Source organism: Mesorhizobium sp. M4B.F.Ca.ET.143.01.1.1 (assembly GCF_004792275.1).
GTDB classification, from domain to species: Bacteria; Pseudomonadota; Alphaproteobacteria; order Rhizobiales; family Rhizobiaceae; genus Mesorhizobium; species Mesorhizobium abyssinicae.
Map to the genome: position 1 here is coordinate 1 of NZ_SRSR01000013.1, position 20,632 is coordinate 20,632.

At 65.1% G+C, this 20,632-nt stretch carries 20 protein-coding genes and 1 pseudogene; 11 read left to right on the plus strand and 10 right to left on the minus strand.

The features are described from left to right. Positions 1–107, plus strand: a pseudogene (locus EN786_RS38725) (IS110 family transposase); the annotation flags it as partial. Between the two features lie 72 nt (positions 108–179). Here the strand turns inward: EN786_RS38725 and EN786_RS26230 are convergent. Together EN786_RS26230 and EN786_RS26235 are read right to left on the minus strand one after the other, a co-directional pair. Further along, positions 180–689, minus strand: a complete 510-nt coding sequence (locus EN786_RS26230) for a flavin reductase (protein WP_127312152.1) — start codon at positions 687–689, stop codon at positions 180–182. Between the two features lie 11 nt (positions 690–700). Further along, on the minus strand, positions 701–2,245 hold the full coding sequence (locus tag EN786_RS26235; RefSeq protein ID WP_127312153.1) for a 4-hydroxyphenylacetate 3-hydroxylase N-terminal domain-containing protein: 1,545 nt from the start codon (positions 2,243–2,245) through the stop codon (positions 701–703). Positions 2,246–2,339: 94 nt separating this feature from the next. Between EN786_RS26235 and EN786_RS26240 the strand changes: the two genes are divergently transcribed. Continuing rightward, complete coding sequence (locus tag EN786_RS26240; protein ID WP_135909005.1) at positions 2,340–3,209, plus strand: helix-turn-helix domain-containing protein; 870 nt, start codon at positions 2,340–2,342, stop codon at positions 3,207–3,209. A 121-nt stretch (positions 3,210–3,330) separates the two neighbouring features. Here EN786_RS26240 and EN786_RS26245 read toward each other — a convergent pair whose 3' ends face one another. Genes EN786_RS26245 through EN786_RS26260 form a run of 4 tightly spaced genes read right to left on the minus strand, consistent with a single transcriptional unit; the run spans position 3,331 to position 7,418 of the window. Continuing rightward, positions 3,331–4,686 carry an aminotransferase class III-fold pyridoxal phosphate-dependent enzyme gene (locus EN786_RS26245; protein ID WP_127311383.1) on the minus strand — a complete coding sequence of 452 codons (1,356 nt, stop codon included), beginning with the start codon at positions 4,684–4,686 and terminating at the stop codon, positions 3,331–3,333. Beyond that, positions 4,679–5,374, minus strand: coding sequence for an HAD-IA family hydrolase (locus EN786_RS26250; RefSeq protein WP_135909007.1), 696 nt, complete (start codon positions 5,372–5,374; stop codon positions 4,679–4,681). The genes EN786_RS26245 and EN786_RS26250 overlap by 8 nt, the downstream gene beginning before the upstream one ends. After that, the gene (locus tag EN786_RS26255; RefSeq protein ID WP_127311385.1) at positions 5,371–6,657 is read right to left on the minus strand and encodes a Tm-1-like ATP-binding domain-containing protein; all 1,287 of its coding nucleotides are present in this window, start codon (positions 6,655–6,657) and stop codon (positions 5,371–5,373) included. The genes EN786_RS26250 and EN786_RS26255 overlap by 4 nt, the downstream gene beginning before the upstream one ends. After that, entirely contained in the window at positions 6,654–7,418 is a 765-nt protein-coding gene (locus tag EN786_RS26260) for an IclR family transcriptional regulator (RefSeq protein WP_127311386.1), read from the minus strand. The genes EN786_RS26255 and EN786_RS26260 overlap by 4 nt, the downstream gene beginning before the upstream one ends. Before the next feature lie 176 nt (positions 7,419–7,594). On the opposite strand from EN786_RS26260, the gene EN786_RS26265 reads away from it, so the two are divergent. From EN786_RS26265 to EN786_RS26275, 3 genes are read left to right on the plus strand one after another with little or no spacing between them, the layout of a single operon-like run. Then, entirely contained in the window at positions 7,595–9,040 is a 1,446-nt protein-coding gene (locus EN786_RS26265; RefSeq protein WP_127311387.1) for an APC family permease, read from the plus strand. Positions 9,041–9,088: 48 nt separating this feature from the next. Beyond that, a complete protein-coding gene (locus EN786_RS26270; RefSeq protein ID WP_246688759.1) occupies positions 9,089–10,291 on the plus strand; it encodes a cytochrome P450 in 1,203 nt (400 codons plus the stop codon). After that, on the plus strand, positions 10,288–11,778 hold the full coding sequence (locus EN786_RS26275) for an aldehyde dehydrogenase (RefSeq protein WP_135909011.1): 1,491 nt from the start codon (positions 10,288–10,290) through the stop codon (positions 11,776–11,778). Before EN786_RS26270 ends, EN786_RS26275 begins: the two co-directional genes overlap by 4 nt. Before the next feature lie 7 nt (positions 11,779–11,785). Here EN786_RS26275 and EN786_RS26280 read toward each other — a convergent pair whose 3' ends face one another. Further along, positions 11,786–12,352 carry a TetR/AcrR family transcriptional regulator gene (locus EN786_RS26280; RefSeq protein ID WP_127309695.1) on the minus strand — a complete coding sequence of 189 codons (567 nt, stop codon included), beginning with the start codon at positions 12,350–12,352 and terminating at the stop codon, positions 11,786–11,788. A 102-nt stretch (positions 12,353–12,454) separates the two neighbouring features. Between EN786_RS26280 and EN786_RS26285 the strand changes: the two genes are divergently transcribed. After that, a complete protein-coding gene (locus EN786_RS26285; RefSeq protein ID WP_127309694.1) occupies positions 12,455–13,270 on the plus strand; it encodes an oxidoreductase in 816 nt (271 codons plus the stop codon). A gap of 66 nt (positions 13,271–13,336) precedes the next feature. Continuing rightward, a complete protein-coding gene (locus EN786_RS26290) occupies positions 13,337–14,338 on the plus strand; it encodes an NADP-dependent oxidoreductase (protein ID WP_127309693.1) in 1,002 nt (333 codons plus the stop codon). 40 nt (positions 14,339–14,378) lie between these two features. Here the strand turns inward: EN786_RS26290 and EN786_RS26295 are convergent, their stop codons facing one another. Next, a complete protein-coding gene (locus EN786_RS26295) occupies positions 14,379–15,269 on the minus strand; it encodes a LysR family transcriptional regulator (RefSeq protein WP_127284984.1) in 891 nt (296 codons plus the stop codon). A 207-nt stretch (positions 15,270–15,476) separates the two neighbouring features. Between EN786_RS26295 and EN786_RS26300 the strand changes: the two genes are divergently transcribed. Together EN786_RS26300 and EN786_RS26305 are read left to right on the plus strand one after the other, a co-directional pair. Further along, positions 15,477–16,403 carry a DMT family transporter gene (locus EN786_RS26300; RefSeq protein WP_127309692.1) on the plus strand — a complete coding sequence of 309 codons (927 nt, stop codon included), beginning with the start codon at positions 15,477–15,479 and terminating at the stop codon, positions 16,401–16,403. A gap of 68 nt (positions 16,404–16,471) precedes the next feature. Further along, the gene (locus EN786_RS26305) at positions 16,472–17,197 is read left to right on the plus strand and encodes a haloacid dehalogenase type II (RefSeq protein WP_127309691.1); all 726 of its coding nucleotides are present in this window, start codon (positions 16,472–16,474) and stop codon (positions 17,195–17,197) included. A 123-nt stretch (positions 17,198–17,320) separates the two neighbouring features. On the opposite strand, the gene EN786_RS26310 is transcribed toward EN786_RS26305, so the two are convergent. Beyond that, positions 17,321–18,469, minus strand: a complete 1,149-nt coding sequence (locus EN786_RS26310; protein WP_135909013.1) for an amidohydrolase — start codon at positions 18,467–18,469, stop codon at positions 17,321–17,323. Between the two features lie 96 nt (positions 18,470–18,565). Next, the gene (locus EN786_RS26315; protein WP_127309689.1) at positions 18,566–19,021 is read right to left on the minus strand and encodes a hypothetical protein; all 456 of its coding nucleotides are present in this window, start codon (positions 19,019–19,021) and stop codon (positions 18,566–18,568) included. 273 nt (positions 19,022–19,294) lie between these two features. Here EN786_RS26315 and EN786_RS26320 point away from each other — a divergent pair, with 273 nt between their 5' ends. Together EN786_RS26320 and EN786_RS26325 are read left to right on the plus strand one after the other, a co-directional pair. Then, complete coding sequence (locus EN786_RS26320) at positions 19,295–20,155, plus strand: xanthine dehydrogenase family protein subunit M (RefSeq protein ID WP_127309688.1); 861 nt, start codon at positions 19,295–19,297, stop codon at positions 20,153–20,155. Next, positions 20,155–20,631, plus strand: coding sequence for a (2Fe-2S)-binding protein (locus EN786_RS26325; RefSeq protein WP_127284990.1), 477 nt, complete (start codon positions 20,155–20,157; stop codon positions 20,629–20,631). The genes EN786_RS26320 and EN786_RS26325 overlap by 1 nt, the downstream gene beginning before the upstream one ends. The last annotated feature ends 1 nt before the right edge of the window (position 20,632 follow it).

Genomic DNA, 20,632 nt, shown 5'->3' on the forward strand with positions numbered 1-20,632 from the left:
AGGGCAAGGAGCCGAAGGTCGCTCTCGTCGCCGTGGCACGAAAGATCCTGACCATCCTCAGCGCGATGATCCAAAACAACGAACCTTGGAATCCAAACAGGTCCTGACGAACACAGTTGCTCATCCGTCGCCTTCGGCGACACCTTCTCCCACAGGGGGAGAAGGGGAGGCGGCGTTCCTCACCCTCCGAAACTGCCGACCGCGCTCGGCTGCATGTAGTTGCGGCCGACATAGAGCAGCGCCGCTTCGTCGCTGCCGTGGCGGATGTCGACGACGCGGCCGAACATCACATTGTGCGTGCCGACCTTGTTCACCGCGCCGATCTCGCAATCGAAGCTGACGATGGCGTCGAGCAGCGCCGGCATGCCGGACGGCATGGTCTGCCAGCGCGCCGCTTGATAGCGCTCGGCCATGTCGCGGATCGCGCCGGCGAACTTTCCCGCCAGATGCATGTGCGACTGGGTGAGAACGTTGACGCAAAAGCGCTGGTTGGCGAGGAACAGGCCGGTCTGCGCCGAGCGCTCGTTCATGCAAACCAGCAGCGTCGGCGGATCGTCCGAAACGCTGCACATGGCGGTGGCGGTGAAGCCGCCGCGCCCGGCCGGGCCGTCCGTGGTGACGATGTTGACCGGCGCGCAGACCCGCGCCATGGCGTCACGGAATTCCAGCCTCGAGACCTGCGCCTCCATGGCCGGCCTCCTCAGCTCGCCGCAACTGAGAGCGGCGGCAGCCAGGTGTCGCCGGTCCAGCCTTTCTCGTCATAGTCGGCCATGCATTGGTCGACCAGCTCCTCCATCTGCTTCAGCCGGCCGCCGCGCTCGGCGCCCTTCAGCACCTGCAGCCGCACCTCTTCCGGCGCACCGGCATAGTTGAGCTCGTAGAGAGCGTGGCGGCCGCCGAATTCGGTTCCGGTCGCGTCCCACAACAGCTTCATGATCTTGATGCGCTCGACATGGCCCATGTCATTGGAGCCGCGCACATATTGCGCGAGGCAGCGGTCGATCTCCGGATTGTCGAAATCCCTGGCCGAGGATGGCAGGTAGATCAGCCCCGAGGCGATCACCCGGCGCACCGTGTCGATGACGCGAGGATAGGCCTCCGACATGAAAGTGCGGTAGGAAAGCGCCGCCTCCAGATTGGGCAGCACCGCGCCGCTGGCCCAGGGGATCGGGTTGTGCGCCATCGCGTTGGAAAAACTCCAGAACATGTGGCGCAGCGCGATCACCTCGCCGAGTGCTGCCTGGTTCCCGCGGAAAGCATCGCCGCCTGTAGCGCGCAGCGCCTTGGCGAGCAGGCCGCAGAGGAAGTCGAGCTTGACGGCGAAGCGCGTGCAGCCCTGGAAGCAGTAGCCGTGCATGAAGCCCGACGCCGGATGGAAGGACAGGATCTTCTGCGCGTCGCGCAGCACCAGCACGTCCTCCCAGGGGATGAAGACGTTGTCCAGCACCAGGATCGCGTCGTTCTCGTCGAAGCGCGACGACAAGGGATAGTCGAAAGGCTGGCCGACCGTATTGGCGGTCTGTTCGTAGGAGACGCGGCAGAACATCTTTATGCCCGGCGCGTTCATCGGCACGATGAACATCACCGACAGCGACGGGTCCTCGGTGACCGTCGCCGAGCTTTGCGCCAGGAAATTGTAGTGGGTCAGCGCCGACGACGTCGCCACCACCTTGGCGCCCGACACCCAGATGCCGGCATCGTTCTCCTTGGTGATGTGCACGAACACGTCCTTCACGGCCTCGGCCGGCTTGTGGCGGTCGATCGGCGGATTGACGATGGCGTGGTTCATGAACAGGACCGCTTCCTGGGCGCGTTTGTGCCAGGCCAGCGCATTGTCCTTGAACGGGCCGTACCACTCGGCATTGGCGCCGAGCGTGTTCATCAGCGCCGCCTTGTAATCGGGCGTGCGCCCCATCCACCCATAGGACATGCGCGACCAGTCGGCGATCGCGGTCTGCTGCTGGGCAAGGTCGGCGGCGGAGTGGGCGACGCGGAAATATTTGTGCGTATAGCCGCCCGAGCCGGTATCGGTCGGCGCGGTCAGCGCCGCCTGCCGGTTGGGGTCGTGCAAGGCGTCGTAAAGCCGGGCTAGCGAACGCGCCGAATTGCGCATCGCCGGATGGCTGGTGACATCGGCGACCCGCTCGCCATTGATAAACACCTCGCGCCCGTCGCGCAGGCTCGCGAGATATTCGGCGCCTGTGAACGGCCGTTTCGTGTCGGCCCGGAAATCTTCCGATCGCATCATGATCCTCCCTTTGATTGGTGGAGAGTAGCCGCAAGCCGCGCGATGGTTTATGGACGAAAGCGATAAATCACTTGGACTTTTTCGGGCCGCCATGAGCCAGACCGCCATTCCCGAATTCTTCGTCTACGGCGAGCCGGCACGGGCGCTCGACGTCGGTTTCCTGCATGTCGAGACGGTGCAGGCGCGCGCTTCCGTGCATCGCGGCCAGGTTCTGGCGCACAAACATCCGCAAATGGCGCAGATCACCTTCTGGACGGGTGGCAGCGGCACCTATCGGATCGAGGACGAGACCTGGAGTTTTTCCGCTCCCACCGTGAGCTTCATGCCGAGCGGCGTGGTGCATGGCTTCGACATCGAACCAGGCACCGATGCCATCGTCGTCTCGGTCGCCGATGCCGCGCTCGCGGTGCTCGCCGAGCAGTCCGCCCTGCCGCTCGACCAGCCGGTTTTCGTCACAGGGCGCGGCGAGGGCGCGCTGTGGGAGAGGTTGGGTAATACGGTCAGGATGATCCAGGCGGAATATGCCGACAGGCTGCCCGGCGTGGAAAGAATCCTGCCGCCGCTGATCGCGGTGGCGCTGTCGGGCATCGCTCGCCTCGATGCGCAATCGCATGCCATCGCGGTGCCGGCGGCGGTGGCGCTCGGCGGCCGGCTGCGGCGGCTGATCGACCGGCACTTCCGCGAGGACTGGCCGGTGGAGCGCTATGTCGAGGAACTCGGCACCACCCGCCACCTGCTCGACAAGGCCGCGCGCCAGGTGCTGGGCGCGGGCGTGCGCCAGGCGATCGGCGACCGGCGCCTCGTCGAAGCCAAGCGCCTGCTGCTCTTCACCATCCGCACGGTCGAGGACATCGCCTACGAGACCGGCTTCAATGATCCGGCCTACTTTTCTCGCTTCTTTCGACAGGCGGTTGGCTTGTCGCCGGCGGCGTGGCGGAGACAAAGAGTGAGTAGTGAGTAGTAGGTAGTAAACGGAGCGAGGATTGAACAAATGTTCGAACCGAAATTCTACTCATACTCACTACTCACTACTCACTACTCACTACTCACTACTCACTACTCACTACTCACTACTCACTTACTCACGCCGCCGCAGCAGCCAACCCCGCATCCAGCGCCTCGCCGATCTTCGCCACATCGGCCGCCGAGATGACCAGCGGCGGCGACAGAATGATGGTGTTGCCGGAGACGCGCAGCATGACGCCGGCCTGGTAGGCGGCTTCGGCCACCACGGCCAATGTCTTCTTGTCGGCCGGCTTCTTGGCGGCGCGGTCCGACACCAATTCGAGCGCCGCCATCAGGCCCTGGTAGCGAACGTCGCCGACCAGCTTATGCTTCGCCTTCAGCGCCTCCAGAACCTTGCCGAGCTCGACGCCGCGCGCCGCCGCGTTCTCGTTGACGGCGAGCCGTTTTGTCTCGGCGAGCGCCGCCAGCCCGGCCGCGCAGCCAACCGGGTGGCCGGAATAGGTGTAGCCGTGGCCAATGGCGCCGAAGCTCGTCTTGTCGGCCTCGAACACGCCGGCGACCTTGGCGCCGATCAGCGCAGCGCCGAGCGGGAAGTAGCCCGACGTGATCGCCTTGGCGATGGTCATGAAGTCGGGTTTCGTGCCGGAGAGCCGCGAGCCGGACCACGCGCCGGTGCGGCCGAAGCCGGTCACAACCTCGTCGGCGATCAGAAGGATGTCGTGGCGGTCGCAGATCGCGCGCACCAGCGGCATGAAGCTTTCATGCGGAACGATGACGCCGCCGGCGCCGAGCACCGGCTCCATGATGAAGGCGGCGATGGTGTCGGCGCCCTGGAAGGCGATCTCGTCCTCGATCGCCCGCGCGCAGAGCTTCGCCAGCTTCGCCGGGTCGGTCTCGTCGAACGGGTTCCGGTAGGTCCACGGCGCCGGCGTGTGGAAGACGCCGGGCAAGAGCGGCTCGTAGTTGCGGCGGAAATTGGCGTTGCCGTTGACCGAGGCGCCACCGAAATGCGTGCCGTGATAGCCCTTCTTCAGCGCCAGGAATTTCGTCCGGTCGCCTTGGCCTCTTATCTTCCAGTATTGGCGCGCGAGCCGCAGCGCCGTCTCCACCGAATCCGATCCGCCCGAGGTGAAGAAGGCGCGCACCATGCCCTCCGGCGCGAACCAGTCGGTGAGCTCGTAGGCGAGCTCGATCGACGGACCGGTCGAGGTGCCGCGAAAGCCGGAATAGTAGGGGAGCGCATCGAGCTGCGCGGCCATCGCTTGCTTGATCGGGTCGCAGCTGTAGCCGAGGTTGACGTTCCACAGGCCACCGACCGCATCGAGCACGGTGCGGCCGTCGGCATCGGTCACCGAGACGCCGTCGCCCTTCATGATGATCTTCGGCGGCGTCGCCCGCATCTCGGCCGGATGCGCCATCGGATGCCAGATCGGCTTGGCGTTGTTCTCGGTGAGGAAGTTGATGTCACGCATCGGTGGGAACTCCGGTTTCCGATTGGGGGAGGGCAAGGCCGAAATGGCCAAGCGCCTCGGCATAGCTCTGCGCCGGCCGGGCGACGTCGAAATGCACGGTCAGCATGCCGGCGGCGATGGCGCCGTCGATGTTGCGCTGCTGGTCGTCGACGAACACGCACGCGCCGAGTGGCAGCTCCAGCGCCTCGCCGACCATCGCATAGGCGCGGCGGTCTGGCTTGAGGACGTGCGTGTAGGTGGCGTCGACGATCGTCTCGAACAGCGACAGCAGCGGCAGCCGCTGGCGGAAGCTCGTGCCGTAGAAGAGGTCGAGCTCATTGGAGAGGATGGCCAGCCTGACGCCGGCCGCATGCGCCGTCCGGATCGCCTGCTCGGCCTCCGGCCGCACCACCGCTTGCGGGTCGGCGCCGCGCGCCCGCTGCACGAAGGTCGACATGTCCCGCCAGTCCTCGCCGACCAGCTGGCCGACCTCGCGCGTGCGCGTCCTCCAGTAGTCGCGCTCGCTGATCTCGTCCGCCTGCATGGCCCGCCACAAAGGATCGGAGGCCGGGTCGAACGGGCCGCGCCAGGCAAGCGTGCCCGGCGCCAGACCCAGCGCGCGCTCAGTCAGCGCATGCGTCTCGAATAGCGTGCGGGTGACGACGCCGCCGAAGTCGAGCACCAGCGCCTTTGGCGAAGGACGGCTCATGCGGCGTGCCCACGGCCGGGCGGAACGATGCCCTCGGCGACCCAGCGGTCGAAGATCTCCAGCGCCTTGGCGCAGAAAGCGGCCTCATTGATGTGTTCGGCGATCTCGTGCAGCTCGGCATTGGCAGGCACGCTGGCACGCATCTCCTCGACAAAGGCCGACAGCGCCTCTGGCTCATGCAGCGGCTCGCCTTCCTGGTCCCATTGCTGGATGCCGCCGGCGGGCAGGATGAAGGCGGTCGGGCCGGTCGCCGCGGCGAGCTTCTCGCCGATGGCGCGCGCGATCTCCTTGCGGGTCGAGGCGTCCGAGGTCACCGAGGCGAGCAACCGGTTGTGCGCATGGTAGGGCCGCTCGATGAAACGCGACGGCACCGTTTGCCAGGTCGGGAAATCCACCATGTCGATGGCGCCGGGTGCGACGATCTGCGGGATGCCTTGCCGGCCCGCATTCTCCAGCCGGTCGGTGCCGGAATTCACCACCGAGCCGGTGAGCTGGTTGGCGAGTTCCTGCAGGCTGAAATCCATCACCGCGACAAAACCCTTTTGCGCCGCGATCGCCTCCAGCGCCCGTCCGCCCATACCGGTGGTGTGGAAGACGATCACCTCGTAGCCGCGCTTTTCCAGCTCCGGCTTCAGCCTCACCATATAGTGCAGGCAGCTTTTGCCGAGCGAGCTCATGCCGATCCGCGGCTTGGCCTGGTCCGGCTTGACGACGGCCTGCGCGGCACCCACCACCGCGCCGCAGGCCTGCGACAGCACCGCCTTGCAGGCGCTGTTGAGGCCATAGAGCCCGCCGGCCCAAAGGATCATCATCAGGTCTGTGGCGATCCGCTCGGGCGGCAGGAGATGCGAATAGGCGATCGTCGAGACGACGAATTTCGGCACGCCGAGCGGCAGCGCCAGCGCCACGTCGAGCGCAAGGTCGGTGCCCATCGAGCCGCCGAGCGCGATGACGCCGTCGATCTCGCTTTTGTCGTGGAGCGCGCGCGCCAGCCGCGAGGCGCCGAGCGCCATCAGCGTCATCGCCGAGTTCTCGTCGCCGCTGGCGATGATCGCCTCGATCGTCGTGTCGGCGGCTCTGGCCACCGCTTGCCTGTCATAGGCCGGCCGGTAGGGCGGGTCGCCGAGCACACTGACATCCATCATCACCGCGACACCGCCGACGGCCTCGATGCGCTCGCGCATGAACAGAAGCTCGTCGGCCTTGGTGTCGCCGGTGCCGATAACCAGGATACGGCGTGTCTCCTCCACAGTCAGTTCTCCCTGCAATGTCGTTGTTGTCATGCCTGCTTGCGGCCCGGCAGGCGGCCGAAGAGCCGCTCGCTGATGCCGCGCGCCGCCGCGGCGACGCTGGCGCCGTGGCGCTCGATATCGCCTTTCTGGATCCGCACCCGGGGCGCCGCGACCGCGATGGCGCCGATGGCCAGGCCGTCGGCGCCGAGGATCGGTGCCGCGACGCTGAGCACGCCTTCCTCATAGCCTTGCGAGCCGGTCGAATGGCCGCGCGCGCGGGCGGCGGCGATATGTTCGGCGAGCGTTTCGGCGTCGCCGATCGTGTGGGGCGTGAAGGCCGGCAGCGGTCCGGCAAGGACGCCGGCGCGGACATGCTCCTCGGTGAACGCCAGGAAGGCAATTCCCGACGCCGTCGCATGCAAAGGCAGCACCTCGCCAAGCTGCACGCTGACGCGGTTGGCCTTGGCCGATTCGATGACATGGACCGAGATCAAGCCGCGCTTCGAATGTTCCGACAGATGCACGGTCTCGCCGGTCTCGGCCGCCAGCTGCTCGACCACCGGCACCGCCATGCGCAGGAACGGAAACTGCGCCTCGCGCATAAGCGCCAGCCGCGCGATGCCGGCGCCCAGCCGGTAAAGCCGCGTGGTGTCGTCCTGCTCCACCAGCCCGTGTTCGATGAGGGAGACCAGCAGTCGCCGTGTCGTCGCCTTGTCGAAGCCGGCGCGCCTGGCGAGGTCGGCAAGCGCCGTCTCGGGCGCGCCGCGACCGAGCATTTCCAGCAGCGAAACGGCTTTGCCTACCGTGCCCATCCCGGTCTGATCCTCCATCAGATACTTAACGTGCGAATTAACTTGACAGCAAGTCGATTCCTTTGCAAGTCTATATTCGAAATGTCGTTGCAAATAGTGAAACGATCATGGCCCGGCAGAAGGTCACGGCATTTCAGGGACACTTGGTTTTCGCGAGCGCGGATCTGGAGGGAAAGATGACGACAATTGAAGCCGGCGAAGCGAACCGGCTAAGGAAGAACAGCCTTGGCGTCGGGGCCATCACCTTCATGGTGATCTCGGCCGCGGCGCCGCTCACGGCGGTGGCGGGTGGCACGCCGCTCGGCATGCTGATGGGCAACGGCGCCGGCTTTGCTGGCACCTATCTCATCGTCACGGTCCTGCTGCTCTTGTTCGCTGTCGGTTACGTCGCCATGTCGCGCCATGTCGGCAATGCGGGCGCCTTCTATGCCTATGCGGCACGCGGGCTCGGCGGGCTGGCAGGCGGCGCGACGGCGCTGATCGCCATCCTGTCCTACAACGCCATGCAGATCGGCGTCATGGGCCTGCTCGGCGCCGCGACCGCCGGCCTGTTCGCCGGCTGGGGCATCGCTCTGCCCTGGTGGGTGTGGAGCTTCATCGCCATCGCCATCGTCGCCGTGCTCGGCTACCGGCAGGTCGACCTGTCGGCCAAGATCCTGACCGTGCTGGTGCTTGCCGAATATGTCGTGGTGCTGATCCTCGACCTGACGATCCTCAAGACCGGCGGCGACAGCGGCCTGTCGGCCGCACCGTTCAGCTGGAGCCAGATCACCAGCGGCGCGCCGGCGATCGCCATCCTGTTCTGCTTTGCCGCCTTCATCGGCTTCGAGGCGACCACCATCTATGCCGAGGAGGCGCGCGACCCCAAGGTCACCATTCCGCGCGCCACCTATTTCTCCGTCATCCTGATCGGCCTCTTCTACATGGTCACCGCCTGGCTGATGGCGGTCGGCGCCGGCGTCGACAAGCTGCTGCCGGACTTGCAGGGCCTGCAGGATCCGACCACCTTCCTGTTCGGCCTGTCCGACCGCTATTCCGGGACGGCGCTCACCCACGCCATGAGCATCCTGTTCGTGTCGAGTCTGTTTGCCGGGGTGCTGGCGTTCCACAACGCAGTCGCCCGCTACATCTACGTCGCCGGCCGCGAGAAGCTGCTGCCGCAGACCATCGGCGTGACCCATTCGGCGTACCAGAGCCCGCATGTCGCCTCGGTCATCCAGACCGTGCTTGCCGCTATTGTCGTCGGGCTCTTTGCGGTGCTCGGGCTCGATCCGGTGCTGGCGCTGTTTTCGTGGCTGACCAATGTCGCGACGCTGGGCGTCATCGTGATGATGGCGGTGGCCTCGCTCGCCGTCGTGATGTACTTCCGCGCCAATCCGTCCACCCAGGAAAACGCGCTGAAGACCACCGTGCTGCCGGGGCTGACCTTCATCGCCTTCGTCATCATCATCTATCTGATCGTCATCAATTTCGGCAGCCTGTCGGGCGCTGGCGGCTTCCTCGGCGTGTTCCTGCCGTCGCTGGTGCTGATCGCCGCCGTGGTCGGCCTGTTGCTGGCGAGCGCATTGAAGGGCCGCGATCCGGTCGCCTTCGACAATCTCGGCGTTCCGCTGAAGGATTGAGACAGACAAGGGGCGGCGCCTGGCGCCGCCCCTTCCATCGCAAAGGGAGTGACGGCATTGAGCTTTGCCGACGAGATCACCGTCGAGGCGCTGGAAGCCGATCCTTACCCGATCTACGCCGAACTGAGGCGCAGCGCCCCGGTCGCCTATGTTCCGGCGGTCAACCTCTGGTTCGTCACCCGCTGGAAGGATGTCGAGACCGTCGCCAAGTCGCCCGACATCTTCTCGGCAGTGGTCGGCACGTCGCCGGTCGAACGCTCCTTCGGCAAGCCGACCATCCTGACCACCGACGGCGAGACGCACAAAGACCTTCGCCAGGGCGTCGATCCAAAATATCGGCCGCGCACCGTCGCTTCCTATGCCGGCGACCTCGTGCGCGCGATCGCCGGGCCCTTTCTCGACCAGATCGCCGAACAGGGCACGGCGGAACTGATGGCAGACTATTTCGAGCCGGTGTCGACGCTCAGCCTGGCGCGCTCGCTCGGCCTCGACGACATCGATATGCCGACCCTGCGGCGCTGGTTCTATGGCCTCGCCCAGGGCGCCATCAATTTCGAGAACGACCCGAAGCGGCAGGAGGTCGCCGATGCGATCAGCGCCGAGGTCGGCGCCGCCATCCTGCCGACGCTTGAGCGGCTCGCCCGCGAGCCCGACGACTCGGCGCTTTCGCACATGCTGCATGACGGCATGCCGGATGGGAAAACCCGTCCAATCGATTTCCTGATGCCGAGCATCAAGGTCATCCTGCTCGGCGGCATGCAGGAGCCCGGCCATGGCGCCGGCTCGATCCTTGCCGGCCTGCTCGCCCATCCCGAACAACTGCGGCAAGTGCTCGACGACCCCGACACCTTCGTGCCGAAGGCGGTCGACGAGGGCCTGCGCTGGGTGGCGCCGATCGGCACCCAGACGCGCCAGACGACACGCGCGGTGGAGATCGGCGGCGCCGTGGTCCCCGCCGGCGCGCCGGTCGCGGCGCTGGTCTCCTCGGCCAGCCGCGACGAAAGCCGCTTCACCGACCCCGATCGTTTCGACATCCATCGCGACGAAGGCAACCACGCCGCCTTCGGCTTCGGCCATCATTTCTGTTCCGGCCGCTTTTTCGCGCGCGAGCAGATGTGCCTGGCGCTACGGTTGTTGCTCGAGCGCTTCCCGGACCTGAAACTGGTGCCCGGGAAGGAACCGGTGTTCCGCGGCTGGGAGTTCCGCGCGCCTACCACCCTCAATGTCGCCTTCGGAGCCGCTGCCCAATGATCAGCCAGACCACCATCGACACGCTGCGCAAGGCCGAGGTCGGCGCGCGAAATCTGTTCATCGATGGCGTCCAGACGGCAGCCGCGACCGGCGCCACCTTGCCGGTGATCTCGCCGATCGACGGACGTCCCTTCGCCAGGATCGCCGACGGCAATGCCGCCGATGTCGATCGCGCGGTGCTCGCTGCCCGCAAGGCCTTCGAGAAGGGGTCCTGGTCGCGCGCGGCTCCCGCCTTTCGCAAGAAGGTGCTGACGAGGTTCGCCGAACTGGTCGAGAAGCACGCCGACGAACTCGCCGTGCTCGGCGTGCGCGATAACGGCACCGAGATCGGCATGGCCTACAAGGCCGAGCCGCTGTCGGCGGCCGGCACCATCCGCTACTACGCCGAGGCGATCGACAAGATCTATGGCGAGATCGCGCCGACTGCCGACAATGTGCTGGGCCTGATCCACAAGGAACCGCTCGGCGTCGTCGGCGTCATCGTGCCGTGGAATTTCCCGCTGATGATCGGCGCCTGGAAGATCGCGCCGGCGCTCGCCGCCGGCAACTCGATCGTCGTCAAGCCGCCGGAAATCGCTTCGCTGACGCTGCTGCGGCTGGCCGAGCTTGCTGCCGAGGCCGGGTTGCCGGAAGGCGTTTTCAATGTCGTCACCGGCCGCGGCGCGGTGGCCGGCGAGGCGCTCGGCCTGCACATGGATGTCGACGCGATTGCCTTCACAGGTTCCGGTCCGGTCGGCCGCCGCCTGCTCGACTATTCGGCGCGCTCCAACCTGAAGCGCGTCTTCCTCGAGCTCGGCGGCAAATCGCCCAACATCGTCTTTGCCGACGCACCGGACCTGAAGCAGGCGGCGACCGTGTCAGCCAACGGCATCTTCCGCAATTCCGGCCAGGTCTGCGTCGCCGGCTCGCGCCTGCTCGTCCAGGCCTCGATCTACGATCGCTTCATGGACGAGCTCCTCAAGGCAACCGCCAGGCTGAAGGTCGGCGATCCGCTCGATCTCGGCAGCGACATCGGCGCGGTGTCGAGCGCAGAGCAACTCGACAAGAACCTCGGTTTCGTCACCAAGGCGGCGGAGGAGGGCGCCCGCCTCGTCACCGGCGGCCGGCGCATCCTGACCGAGACCGGCGGCAGCTACATGGCGCCGACCATCTTCGAGAACGTGACGCGGGACATGCAGCTCGCCCGCGAGGAAGTGTTCGGCCCCGTGCTCGGCGTCATGCGCTTCGACACCGAGGAGGAGGCCGTGAGCCTTGCCAATTCCACTGTCTACGGGCTGGCTTCCGCCGTGTGGACCTCGAACCTGTCGACCGCGCACCGCATGGTACGCGCCATCAATGCCGGCGTCGTCCACGTCAACACCTATGGCGGTGCCGACATCACCGTGCCGCTCGGCGGCGTCAAGCAATCCGGCTTCGGCCGCGACAAGTCGCTGCACGCCGTCGAGAAATACACCGACCTGAAGACCGCCTGGATCGCGCTCGGCTGACGGCGTTCTAACGCTGCTGGATCAGTGTCCGCGCCGCATCCGCTCCCGCCGAAAGGATGCGATCCGACAACTCCGTGCCTTCGACGGCGCGGGCCAGTTGCAGCGCGCCGATGAGCGTCGCAAAGACGCCCAGCGCCACGCCTTCCGGATCCTTGCCCGGCGGCAAAGCGGCGGACACCTGGCTCACCAGTGACAGGAAGCGCTCGGTATAGACTTGGCGGGTTTCAGGCGGCTGGCGCGCGATCTCCGGCAGCAGCGCGGCGGAGGCGCAGCCCTTGTCCGGATTGTCCCGATGCGCGGCCGACAGATATGCCCCTATGGCCATTTCGGGACCGCCCGAAGCCAACAACTCATGCATTTGCTGCGACTGGGTATCGAGGGCCGCCGCCACGCTTTCGCGGACAAGTTCCGCCTTCGACTGAAAGTGCGGATAGAAGGCGCCGTTCGTCAGTCCGGCGTCGCTCATGATGGTCGCCAGTCCGGACGCGGCGATGCCGTCGCTTCGAAAGCGTTCGGCGGCGACTTCCATGATCCGGCCGCGTGAGGCGTCCTTCCGGCCCTTTTCATAGCGCATGGCTGCACGTCCTTTCGGTTATTGCATTATGATTATAATGTGATATTATACTCGTAATTTAATGGGCTGGAAAGAGCCGACCTTGGTGATTTGGAGTATGACATGAGCGCGAATTCCGGAAAGACCGCTATCGTGACCGGAGCCTCCTCGGGCATCGGCCGGGCCAGCGCCGAGGCCCTGGCCCGGGCGGGGTTCACCGTCTTCGGGACGAGCCGCCGCGCGGCCGGCAACGGCCCGGAAGGGGTGACCATGCTGGCCTGCGACGTGACCGACGGCGATGCCGTCGCGGCGCTCGTATCGACGGTGCTCTCGCGCACCGGCCGGATCGACGTGCTGGTCAACAATGCCGGCGTCGGCATGCTTGGCGGCGCCGAGGAATTCTCGATCGCGCAGGTACAGGGCTTGTTCGACGTCAATCTGTTTGGCGTCGTGCGCATGACCAACGCGGTATTGCCGTCGATGCGGCGGCATGGCGAAGGGCGCATCATCAACATCGGCTCGATATTGGGTCTCGTGCCGGCGCCGTATTCGGCCCACTATTCGGCGGCCAAGCACGCGATCGAGGGCTATTCGGAATCGCTCGATCACGAGGTTCGTGCCTTCAACATTCGCGTCTCCGTCATCGAGCCGGCATTCGTGCGCACCGTCTTCGACCAGAACGGGATCGAGCCGGATTCCCCGTTGCAGGACTATGATCGGGCGCGCGCCGGGGTCGACGCCCTGCTTCGCGATGTGATGCCGAAGGCCGACCGGCCGGAGGTGGTGGCGGATGTGATCGTCAAGGCCGCGACCGATGCCCGTCCGCGGCGGCGCTACACCGCCGGCAAGGCCGCGCGGCAGGTCAGCATGCTGCGCCGCTTTGTCCCCGCCGAGATGTTCGACAAGAGCTTGCGCAAGCAGTTCCGCTTGCCGGTCTGAACAGGCGCGGGGCAGGGGGATGCTCACCGTGCGGCACACCAAAACCACTTTCAGGAAGTTACTGCCATGAAGGCATTCGTTGTCGACAAATATAACAAGAAGGGCATCCTGCGGCTGGCCGAGATGCCGGAGCCGAAGCTCGGGGACAGCGATGTCCTGGTCGAGATCCATGCGGCGGCGGTGAACCTTCTCGATTCCAAGGTCAGGACCGGAGAGTTCAAGCTCATCCTGCCCTATAGCCGGCCCTTCATCCTCGGCCACGACGTGGCCGGCAAGGTCATCCGCGTGGGATCGAAAGTTCGCAGGTTCAAACCCGGCGACGAGGTCTATGCGCGGCCGCGCGATGGGCGGATCGGGGCATTCGCCGAGTTCATCGCCATCGATGAAGCCGACGTCGCCTTGAAGCCCAGCAATCTCAGCATGGAGGAGGCGGCCTCGATCCCTCTGGTCGGTCTGACCGCCTGGCAGGTGCTCGTTGAACGGGCAAAGCTGAGCAAAGGACAGAAGGTCTTCATCCAGGCCGGCTCCGGCGGCGTCGGCATATTCGCGATCCAGCTGGCAAAGCATCTCGGCGCGACCGTTGCGACGACGGCGAGCGCAAAAAGCGCTGCCCTGGTCAAGGGCCTCGGCGCCGATGTCGTCGTCGACTACCGGAAAGACGACTTCGAAAAAATCCTGTCGGGCTACGATATCGTTGTGAACAGCCAGGACGCCCAAACGCTCGAAAAGTCGCTCACTGTGCTCAAACCCGGCGGCAAGCTCATCTCGATCTCCGGCCCGCCGGATCCCGAATTCGCCAGGGAAAAGGGGTTGAACCTGGTGCTGAGGACGCTCCTGCGCCTTATAAGCCGCGCCATTCGGTCCAAAGCCAGGCGCCGTGGCGTGAGCTTTTCGTTCCTGTTCATGTGGGCGCAGGGCCACCAGTTAGGCAAGATCACCGCCCTCATCGAATCCGGCGCGATCCGCCCGGTTGTCGATCGGATCTTTCCCTTCGAAGCGACCAACGAGGCTCTGGCCTACGTCGAAACGGGACGCGCCAAGGGCAAGGTCGTCATCAAGGTCAGATAGCGGCATCCTGGGCGTGCGCGGCTTTTGCAGCGCGATGCGCTCAGACGGCGATTTGAAGCGTCCCGTAGCGCTTTACTTCGGCCTCGATCTCCCTGACCAGCGTCTCCAGCGCGGGGTTTCGGGGGCTGCGCGCGCGCCTGACAATATAAGCCAGGTCTGGAGGCTTGGGGAATTTGTGGTCGACTATCTCCATATCGGGCTGCAGGTGCCGCTGACTCAAGAGTGCGACGCCGAGCCCCGCGGTCACGCCTGCAATGATCCCGGCTGCGCTGGAGCATTCGAACACGGTCTCGAACACCGTGCCCTCGTCCTGCCCGACGTCCATGCCCCAGCGCCGGAAGAAGCAGTCTTCATCGAAGGACAGGAATGGGACCGGCTTCCCGTTCGACAGAGCCAGGTCGCGCGATTTCACCCAATGCAGCGTCTCGCGAAACAGGAGGATATCGGCGGGCCGGACCTCGTGCTGGAACACCTGGATGATGGCGGCATCAAGAGCTCCTTGGCTGAGCTGCTCCTGCAGGACGAGGCTCATGCGCACATGCGTGCGGACGCTCACCTCCGGGTAGAGCCGGCGAAACCGGCCAAGAATGCGCGAAAGGTCCGTGCAGGTCGTATCCTCGGTCATTCCCAGCGCAATCTTGCCCTGCAACGTGCTTTTCGACAGGCTCAGGACCGCCTCGTCATGGATGCCCAGAATGCGCCGCGCATAACCAAGCAAATCCAGTCCGGCCGTGGTAAACATCGGCGCGTTTGCCTTCCGGGCGAGGATTTCGCAGTCGAGGCTCGCTTCCAGTCTCCTGATCTTGTGGCTGACCGCCGACTGCGACAAGCCGAGGATCTCGGCAGCGCGCGTGACGCCGCCGTGCTTCTCGATCGCGACCAGTGCGCGCAAGGCGTCGACATCCAGGCGGCGGCTCATCACTCCAGCCATGACAATCCTCAATCGAAACCAATGCGATACGCCGATTTCTGATCCGCCGACGCTTTTCAGGCAAGCCATTATGCTGATTTCGCGGCTATTTCATGATCGTATCGAAATTTGTCATGTGCAAACGTGCGTGCTTGTCGCCAATAGTCAGCGCCAAAATTGGCCGTGATCCGCTTCCCGGAGCTACGGGCGCCTGACCAAAGAGATCCCATGACGCTCCTGCACAGCAAAGCCCATCGCCTCGTGTGGCCAATGATGGCGACGGCCCTGGTGGTAAGCTGGAGTTCTGGCTTCGTCGGCATCCGCTACGCCAGCGAGAATGCCGATGTCATGCTGGTCCTGTTCTGGCGGACCCTGATGTCGGGATTGATTCTTTTGCCATTTGCTCTGCTGATCGGGCCGCGCATAGGCGCACGTGCCCTGGTCGAGCAGACGGTCTTCGGCGCGGCGATGATGTTCCTCTATCTGGGCGGATTCGCGCTTGCCATCGGTCAGCGCGTGCCGACCGGCCTTGTCGCGCTGATTTCCGATCTTGTCCCTCTCGCCATCGCAGCCTTGTCGCAGCCGGTTCTGGGGCAGCGATTGACCGGGCGACAATGGATCGGAACGGCTCTCGGAGTGACAGGCGTGCTCGTCGTCTCGCTGGACAGCCTGAGCCTCGGGACGGCCCCGGCCTGGGCCTATGTGTTGACAGTCGCTTCCATGATGGTTCTGGCGCTGGCAACGGTGGCGCAGAAGCGGATGGGGACGATCAATATGCCCATCCATCAGAGCCTATGCATTCAATGCCTGACGGCGGCGATCCTTTTCGCCGCCTACGCCGAAAGGAATGGCGGGCTGATGCCGCCCCTCGATGCCCGATTCGGGTTTGGCATCGCCTGGCTGGTGCTGTTTTCGACCTTCTTTTGCTACAGCACCTATTATGTGAGCCTGCGCCTCTACACGGCCTCGCAGGTCAGCAGTGTGATCTATCTCAGCCCACCGGTGACGATGCTCTGGGGCTGGTCGATGTTCGGCGAGCCGCTTTCGACGGCGATGTTCGTTGGCCTTGCGGTGACACTGTTTGGTGTCTGGTTCACGTCGTCGCGCAGCGCAGCGTGGAAGGACCTGGAGCTCGGTCAGCAGCATATCGGATGATCAGTCGATGACGGCTCGTGCGATCACGCCAGCGTCGATCCAATCATGGACATCAAGGAGGTGAACCTATGAAGCTCACGGATTTCAAAGCCCTGACCTTCGATTGCTACGGCACGCTTATAGACTGGGAATCCGGCATGATCGACGGCCTGAAGCCGTTGACCGAACGGGCTGGCCGCGGCTTGAGCCGGAACGAGATTCTGGAGGCGCACGCCCGGCACGAATCCAGTCAGCAGAAATGGACACCGGGGAAACGCTACCGCGATCTCCTGCCGATCGTTTACAAGCGACTTGCGGAGGAATGGGGTGTCATCGTCACCCGCGAGGAATGTGTGGCGTATGGCGAAAGCGTGAAGGATTGGCCGGCTTTTGCCGACTCCGCACAAGCCTTGCAGTATCTCAAAAGGCACTACAAGCTAGTCATCCTCTCCAACGTCGACAACAAGAGCTTTTCGTTTAGCAACAAGAAGCTCGGCGTGGATTTCGATGCGATCTATACGGCGGAGGATATCGGCTCCTACAAGCCTTCCGACCGGAACTTCGACTATATGCTCGAAAAGCTCGGGACAATCGGGCTCGAGAAGCGACAGATCCTGCACACGGCGGAAAGCATGTTCCACGATCACGCTCCCGCCAACCGGTTCGGCCTGACATCGTGCTGGATCTATCGCCGGCATGCGGATCAGGGCTTCGGTGCCACGATGAACCCGGGCGACGTACCGACGGTGGATTTCCGCTTCGACAGCATGGCCGATCTGGTGAAGGCGCATGCTGAAGAATTGCGGCGTGGCTGATAGCTGAGCCGCCGGGCCGCTATTGCGTGACACCGCGCCCGCAGAAGCGGTCGTTCGACAATGTCCAATTTTGACCAAGGCCGTCGTTCGTTATGACCCGCAAAGGCCACGCCGCCAGCCTCTTCACCCCAGCAAATTGCGCGCCGTGCGCATGAAGATCTTCGATCCGATCGGGATCAGGTCGTCCGGAAAATCATAGTCCGGATTGTGCAGCGCCGGGTAGCGCTCGCCGGCGCCCAGGAAGAACATCGCCGACTTGGCGCTGTGGCCGAACAGGCCGAAATCCTCCGAGGCGCGCATCGGCAGGGCTTCTTCGCCGTGGACGACGCTCTCTTCGTCGAGGGCGCGGCGCAGGTGCTCCACCGCGTCCGGTGCGTTGACGCTGGCGACGAAGATCTCGTGGTAGTCGGAGCTGACGGCAAGGCCATGCCGGCCGGCGATTTCCGCGGCCAGCGCTTCCGCCGCGGCGCAGAGATCCGCCATGCGCTCGTCGCGCCGGGTGCGCAGCGTCGCCCAGACTTCTGCATGAGCGGGCGCGATGCCGAACACGGCTTCGCCCATCTCGGTATGGGTGACGGTCACCATGGAAAAATCGTCGTCGGCGAAGCTGCCGCGCCCGAGCGCCGGCAGCGCCGGCATCAGCTCGCTGATCGCCAGCATCGGCGAGACGCCGGTCTCCGGCATCGACGAATGCGCGGTCTTGCCCTCCAGCACGATGCGCATGCCGCGCGAGGCGCAGTTGACCACGCCGCTCTTCAGCCGCACCTCGCCGAACGGCACGCCGGGCAGATTGTGCAGCGAGAAGGCGAAATCCGGCGCGATCTCGCCGAAGCGCGGGTCGGCGACGACGCCGGCTGCGCCGTTGCCGGTTTCTTCCGCCGGCTGGAACATCAGCACGACACGGCCGCTTGCCGGCCGCTCGCGCCCGAGCTGACGGCCGAGCGCGGCCAGGATCGCGGTGTGTCCGTCATGGCCGCACATATGCGACTTGCCCGGTACCTGCGAGGCATGCGGCACGCCGGACAGTTCCTCGATCGGCAGCGCGTCGAGTTCGGTGCGGAATAGCACCGTCGGGCCGGCCCGGCCGCTGTCGTAGACCGCCGCGACGCCGTGCCCGCCCAATCCGGTCAGCACTCTGTCCGGCCCCGTATCGGCGAGGAAGGAGACGACTTCCTTTGCCGTTTTCTCCTCCTCGTTCGAAATCTCCGGCTGCCGGTGCAGCTTGCGCCGCCACGCGGTCAGCTCGACAATATCCCGATTTGTCAGGGGCATGCTTCTTGGCCTCCGATGACGACTTGCTAGCGACAAATGGCCGTGGCCGCCACGGCCATGGTCCGGGCTTGGGCGGGCCAGGCCTGGCCACCGGCCTTACTTCACCCGGTTGGGGCACAGCGCCTTGAACTGCTCCAGCGTATAGTCGTAGCCGGAAGCGCCGGAGCCATCGAGCACCACATTGTCATCAATCGATGTGATCAGATAGTCCGTCGTCACATCGGTGCCCTCATTGTGGCCCTGGAACAGCATGTTGGCGCCATAGAAGGTGGTGAACTTGCCGGTCTTGCAGTTGGCGGTGATCTCGAAGTGCAGGGGCGACTTCATTTCCGCGTCGATGCAATCCTTGGAGAAATCGTGGCCATATTCGCGGCAGAAGACGCCCGCCTTCCGCCGGTTGTGTTTGGCCAGGATGCTGGCGTGCGTGGAGCCGATGCCCGTCTTTTTGACGATGGTGAGTTCCATTCCCACCCTGGCGCCGTAGGCTATCGTACTCGCTTGCGCCGCTGTCGCCAGGGTCAAGGCGGGCAGAACAACCACCAGATGTCGCATGCAAACTCCTCCCTTTGACCGGAGGTTTCACGCCGGCGATCGTCGGGTCAAGCCCCTGCAGCGGGTCATCGTTTCGCGGCGACGCCGAGCCGCTCTATCTTGTCGTCTGGCGCAATTTCCGGGCCGCTGACGGCCCGTCCGGACTGGCGTAAGCCTGTTTGGGACTGCATTTTGCGGCGCCTGGCCCAATCGCCGCCAATGCGGAAGAGGATGGCCATTATGAGGAGACCCTTTATAACGGTCGCTGAGATTTGCCATATCCAAGGGGAGACGATGCGTTACATACGTCCGCTTTCAATCGAAGATGCCGTCGGCCAGTTGGCCGGATCGGCCGGCACCGCCGCCATCCTTGCCGGGGGCAGCGACCTGCTGGTGAGGATGAAGGGCGGCTTCATCGAACCCGACCTGATCGTCGACATCAAGGCCATCGAGGGCTTGAGCGAGATCCGCGAAACGGCCGAAGGCTTCAGCATCGGCGCCGCGGTGCCCTGCGCCGTGCTGGGCGAAAGCGCTTCGCTCAAGAAGGCATGGCCGGGCGTCGTCGAGGCGGCAAACCTCATAGGCTCCAAGCAGGTGCAGGGACGCTGCACCATGACCGGCAACCTCTGCAACGCCTCGCCGGCCGCCGACAGCGTGCCGGCGCTGGTGGCCGCCGGCGCCAGGGCATTGATTGCCGGACCTTCGGGCAAGCGCACGATTGCCGTCGAGGCGGTGCCGACCGGGCCGGGCCGAACCTCGCTCGCCAAGGGCGAGATCGTCGAGGCGATCCTGCTCGACAAGCGGGCGCCGCGCTCGGGCGATGCCTATCTGCGCTTCATTCCGCGCACCGAGATGGACATCGCCGTGGTCAGCGCCGGCGTCAACCTGACGCTCGACGAGCAGGGCGTGATCAAGGCGGCCCGCGTGGCGCTGGGCGCTGCGGCGCCGACGGTGCTTCTGGTCGACGAGGCCGCCGAGGCCCTTATCGGCAGGAAGCTCGACGAAGCAGCGCTCGAGCGGCTGGCCAAGGTCTGCGCGGGCGCCTGCCGCCCCATCGACGACAAGCGGGGCACCATCGAGTTCAGACGGAAAGTCGCGGGCGTGCTGGCCAGGAGAGCCGCCACGACCGCCTATGCGCGTGCAGGAGGCAAGTGATGGCTGGCGTAGCGGTTTCAACGACAATCAACGGCGACACGACGGAATATCTTTGCCAGCCGGATGAGACGCTGCTCGACGTGCTGCGCGACCGGCTCGGCCTGACCGGCGCCAAGGAAGGCTGCGGCACCGGCGACTGTGGCGCCTGCTCGATCATCCTCGACGACCGGCTGGTCTGCTCCTGCCTGGTGCTGGGCGCCGAGGCGGAAGGCCGGCGCATCGAGACCGTCGAGGGCATGGCGCATGGCGAAAAACTGCATCCGCTGCAGCAGAAATTCCTCGAGCATGCCGCCCTGCAATGCGGCATCTGCACGCCGGGTTTCCTGATCGCGGCGAAAGACCTGTTGGCCAAGAATCCCGACCCGACCGAGGAGGAAATCCGCTTCGGCCTGGCCGGGAACCTCTGCCGCTGCACCGGCTACGACAAGATCGTGCGCGCCGTCCAGGACGCGGCAAACGTGATGAAGGGAGCCTGAG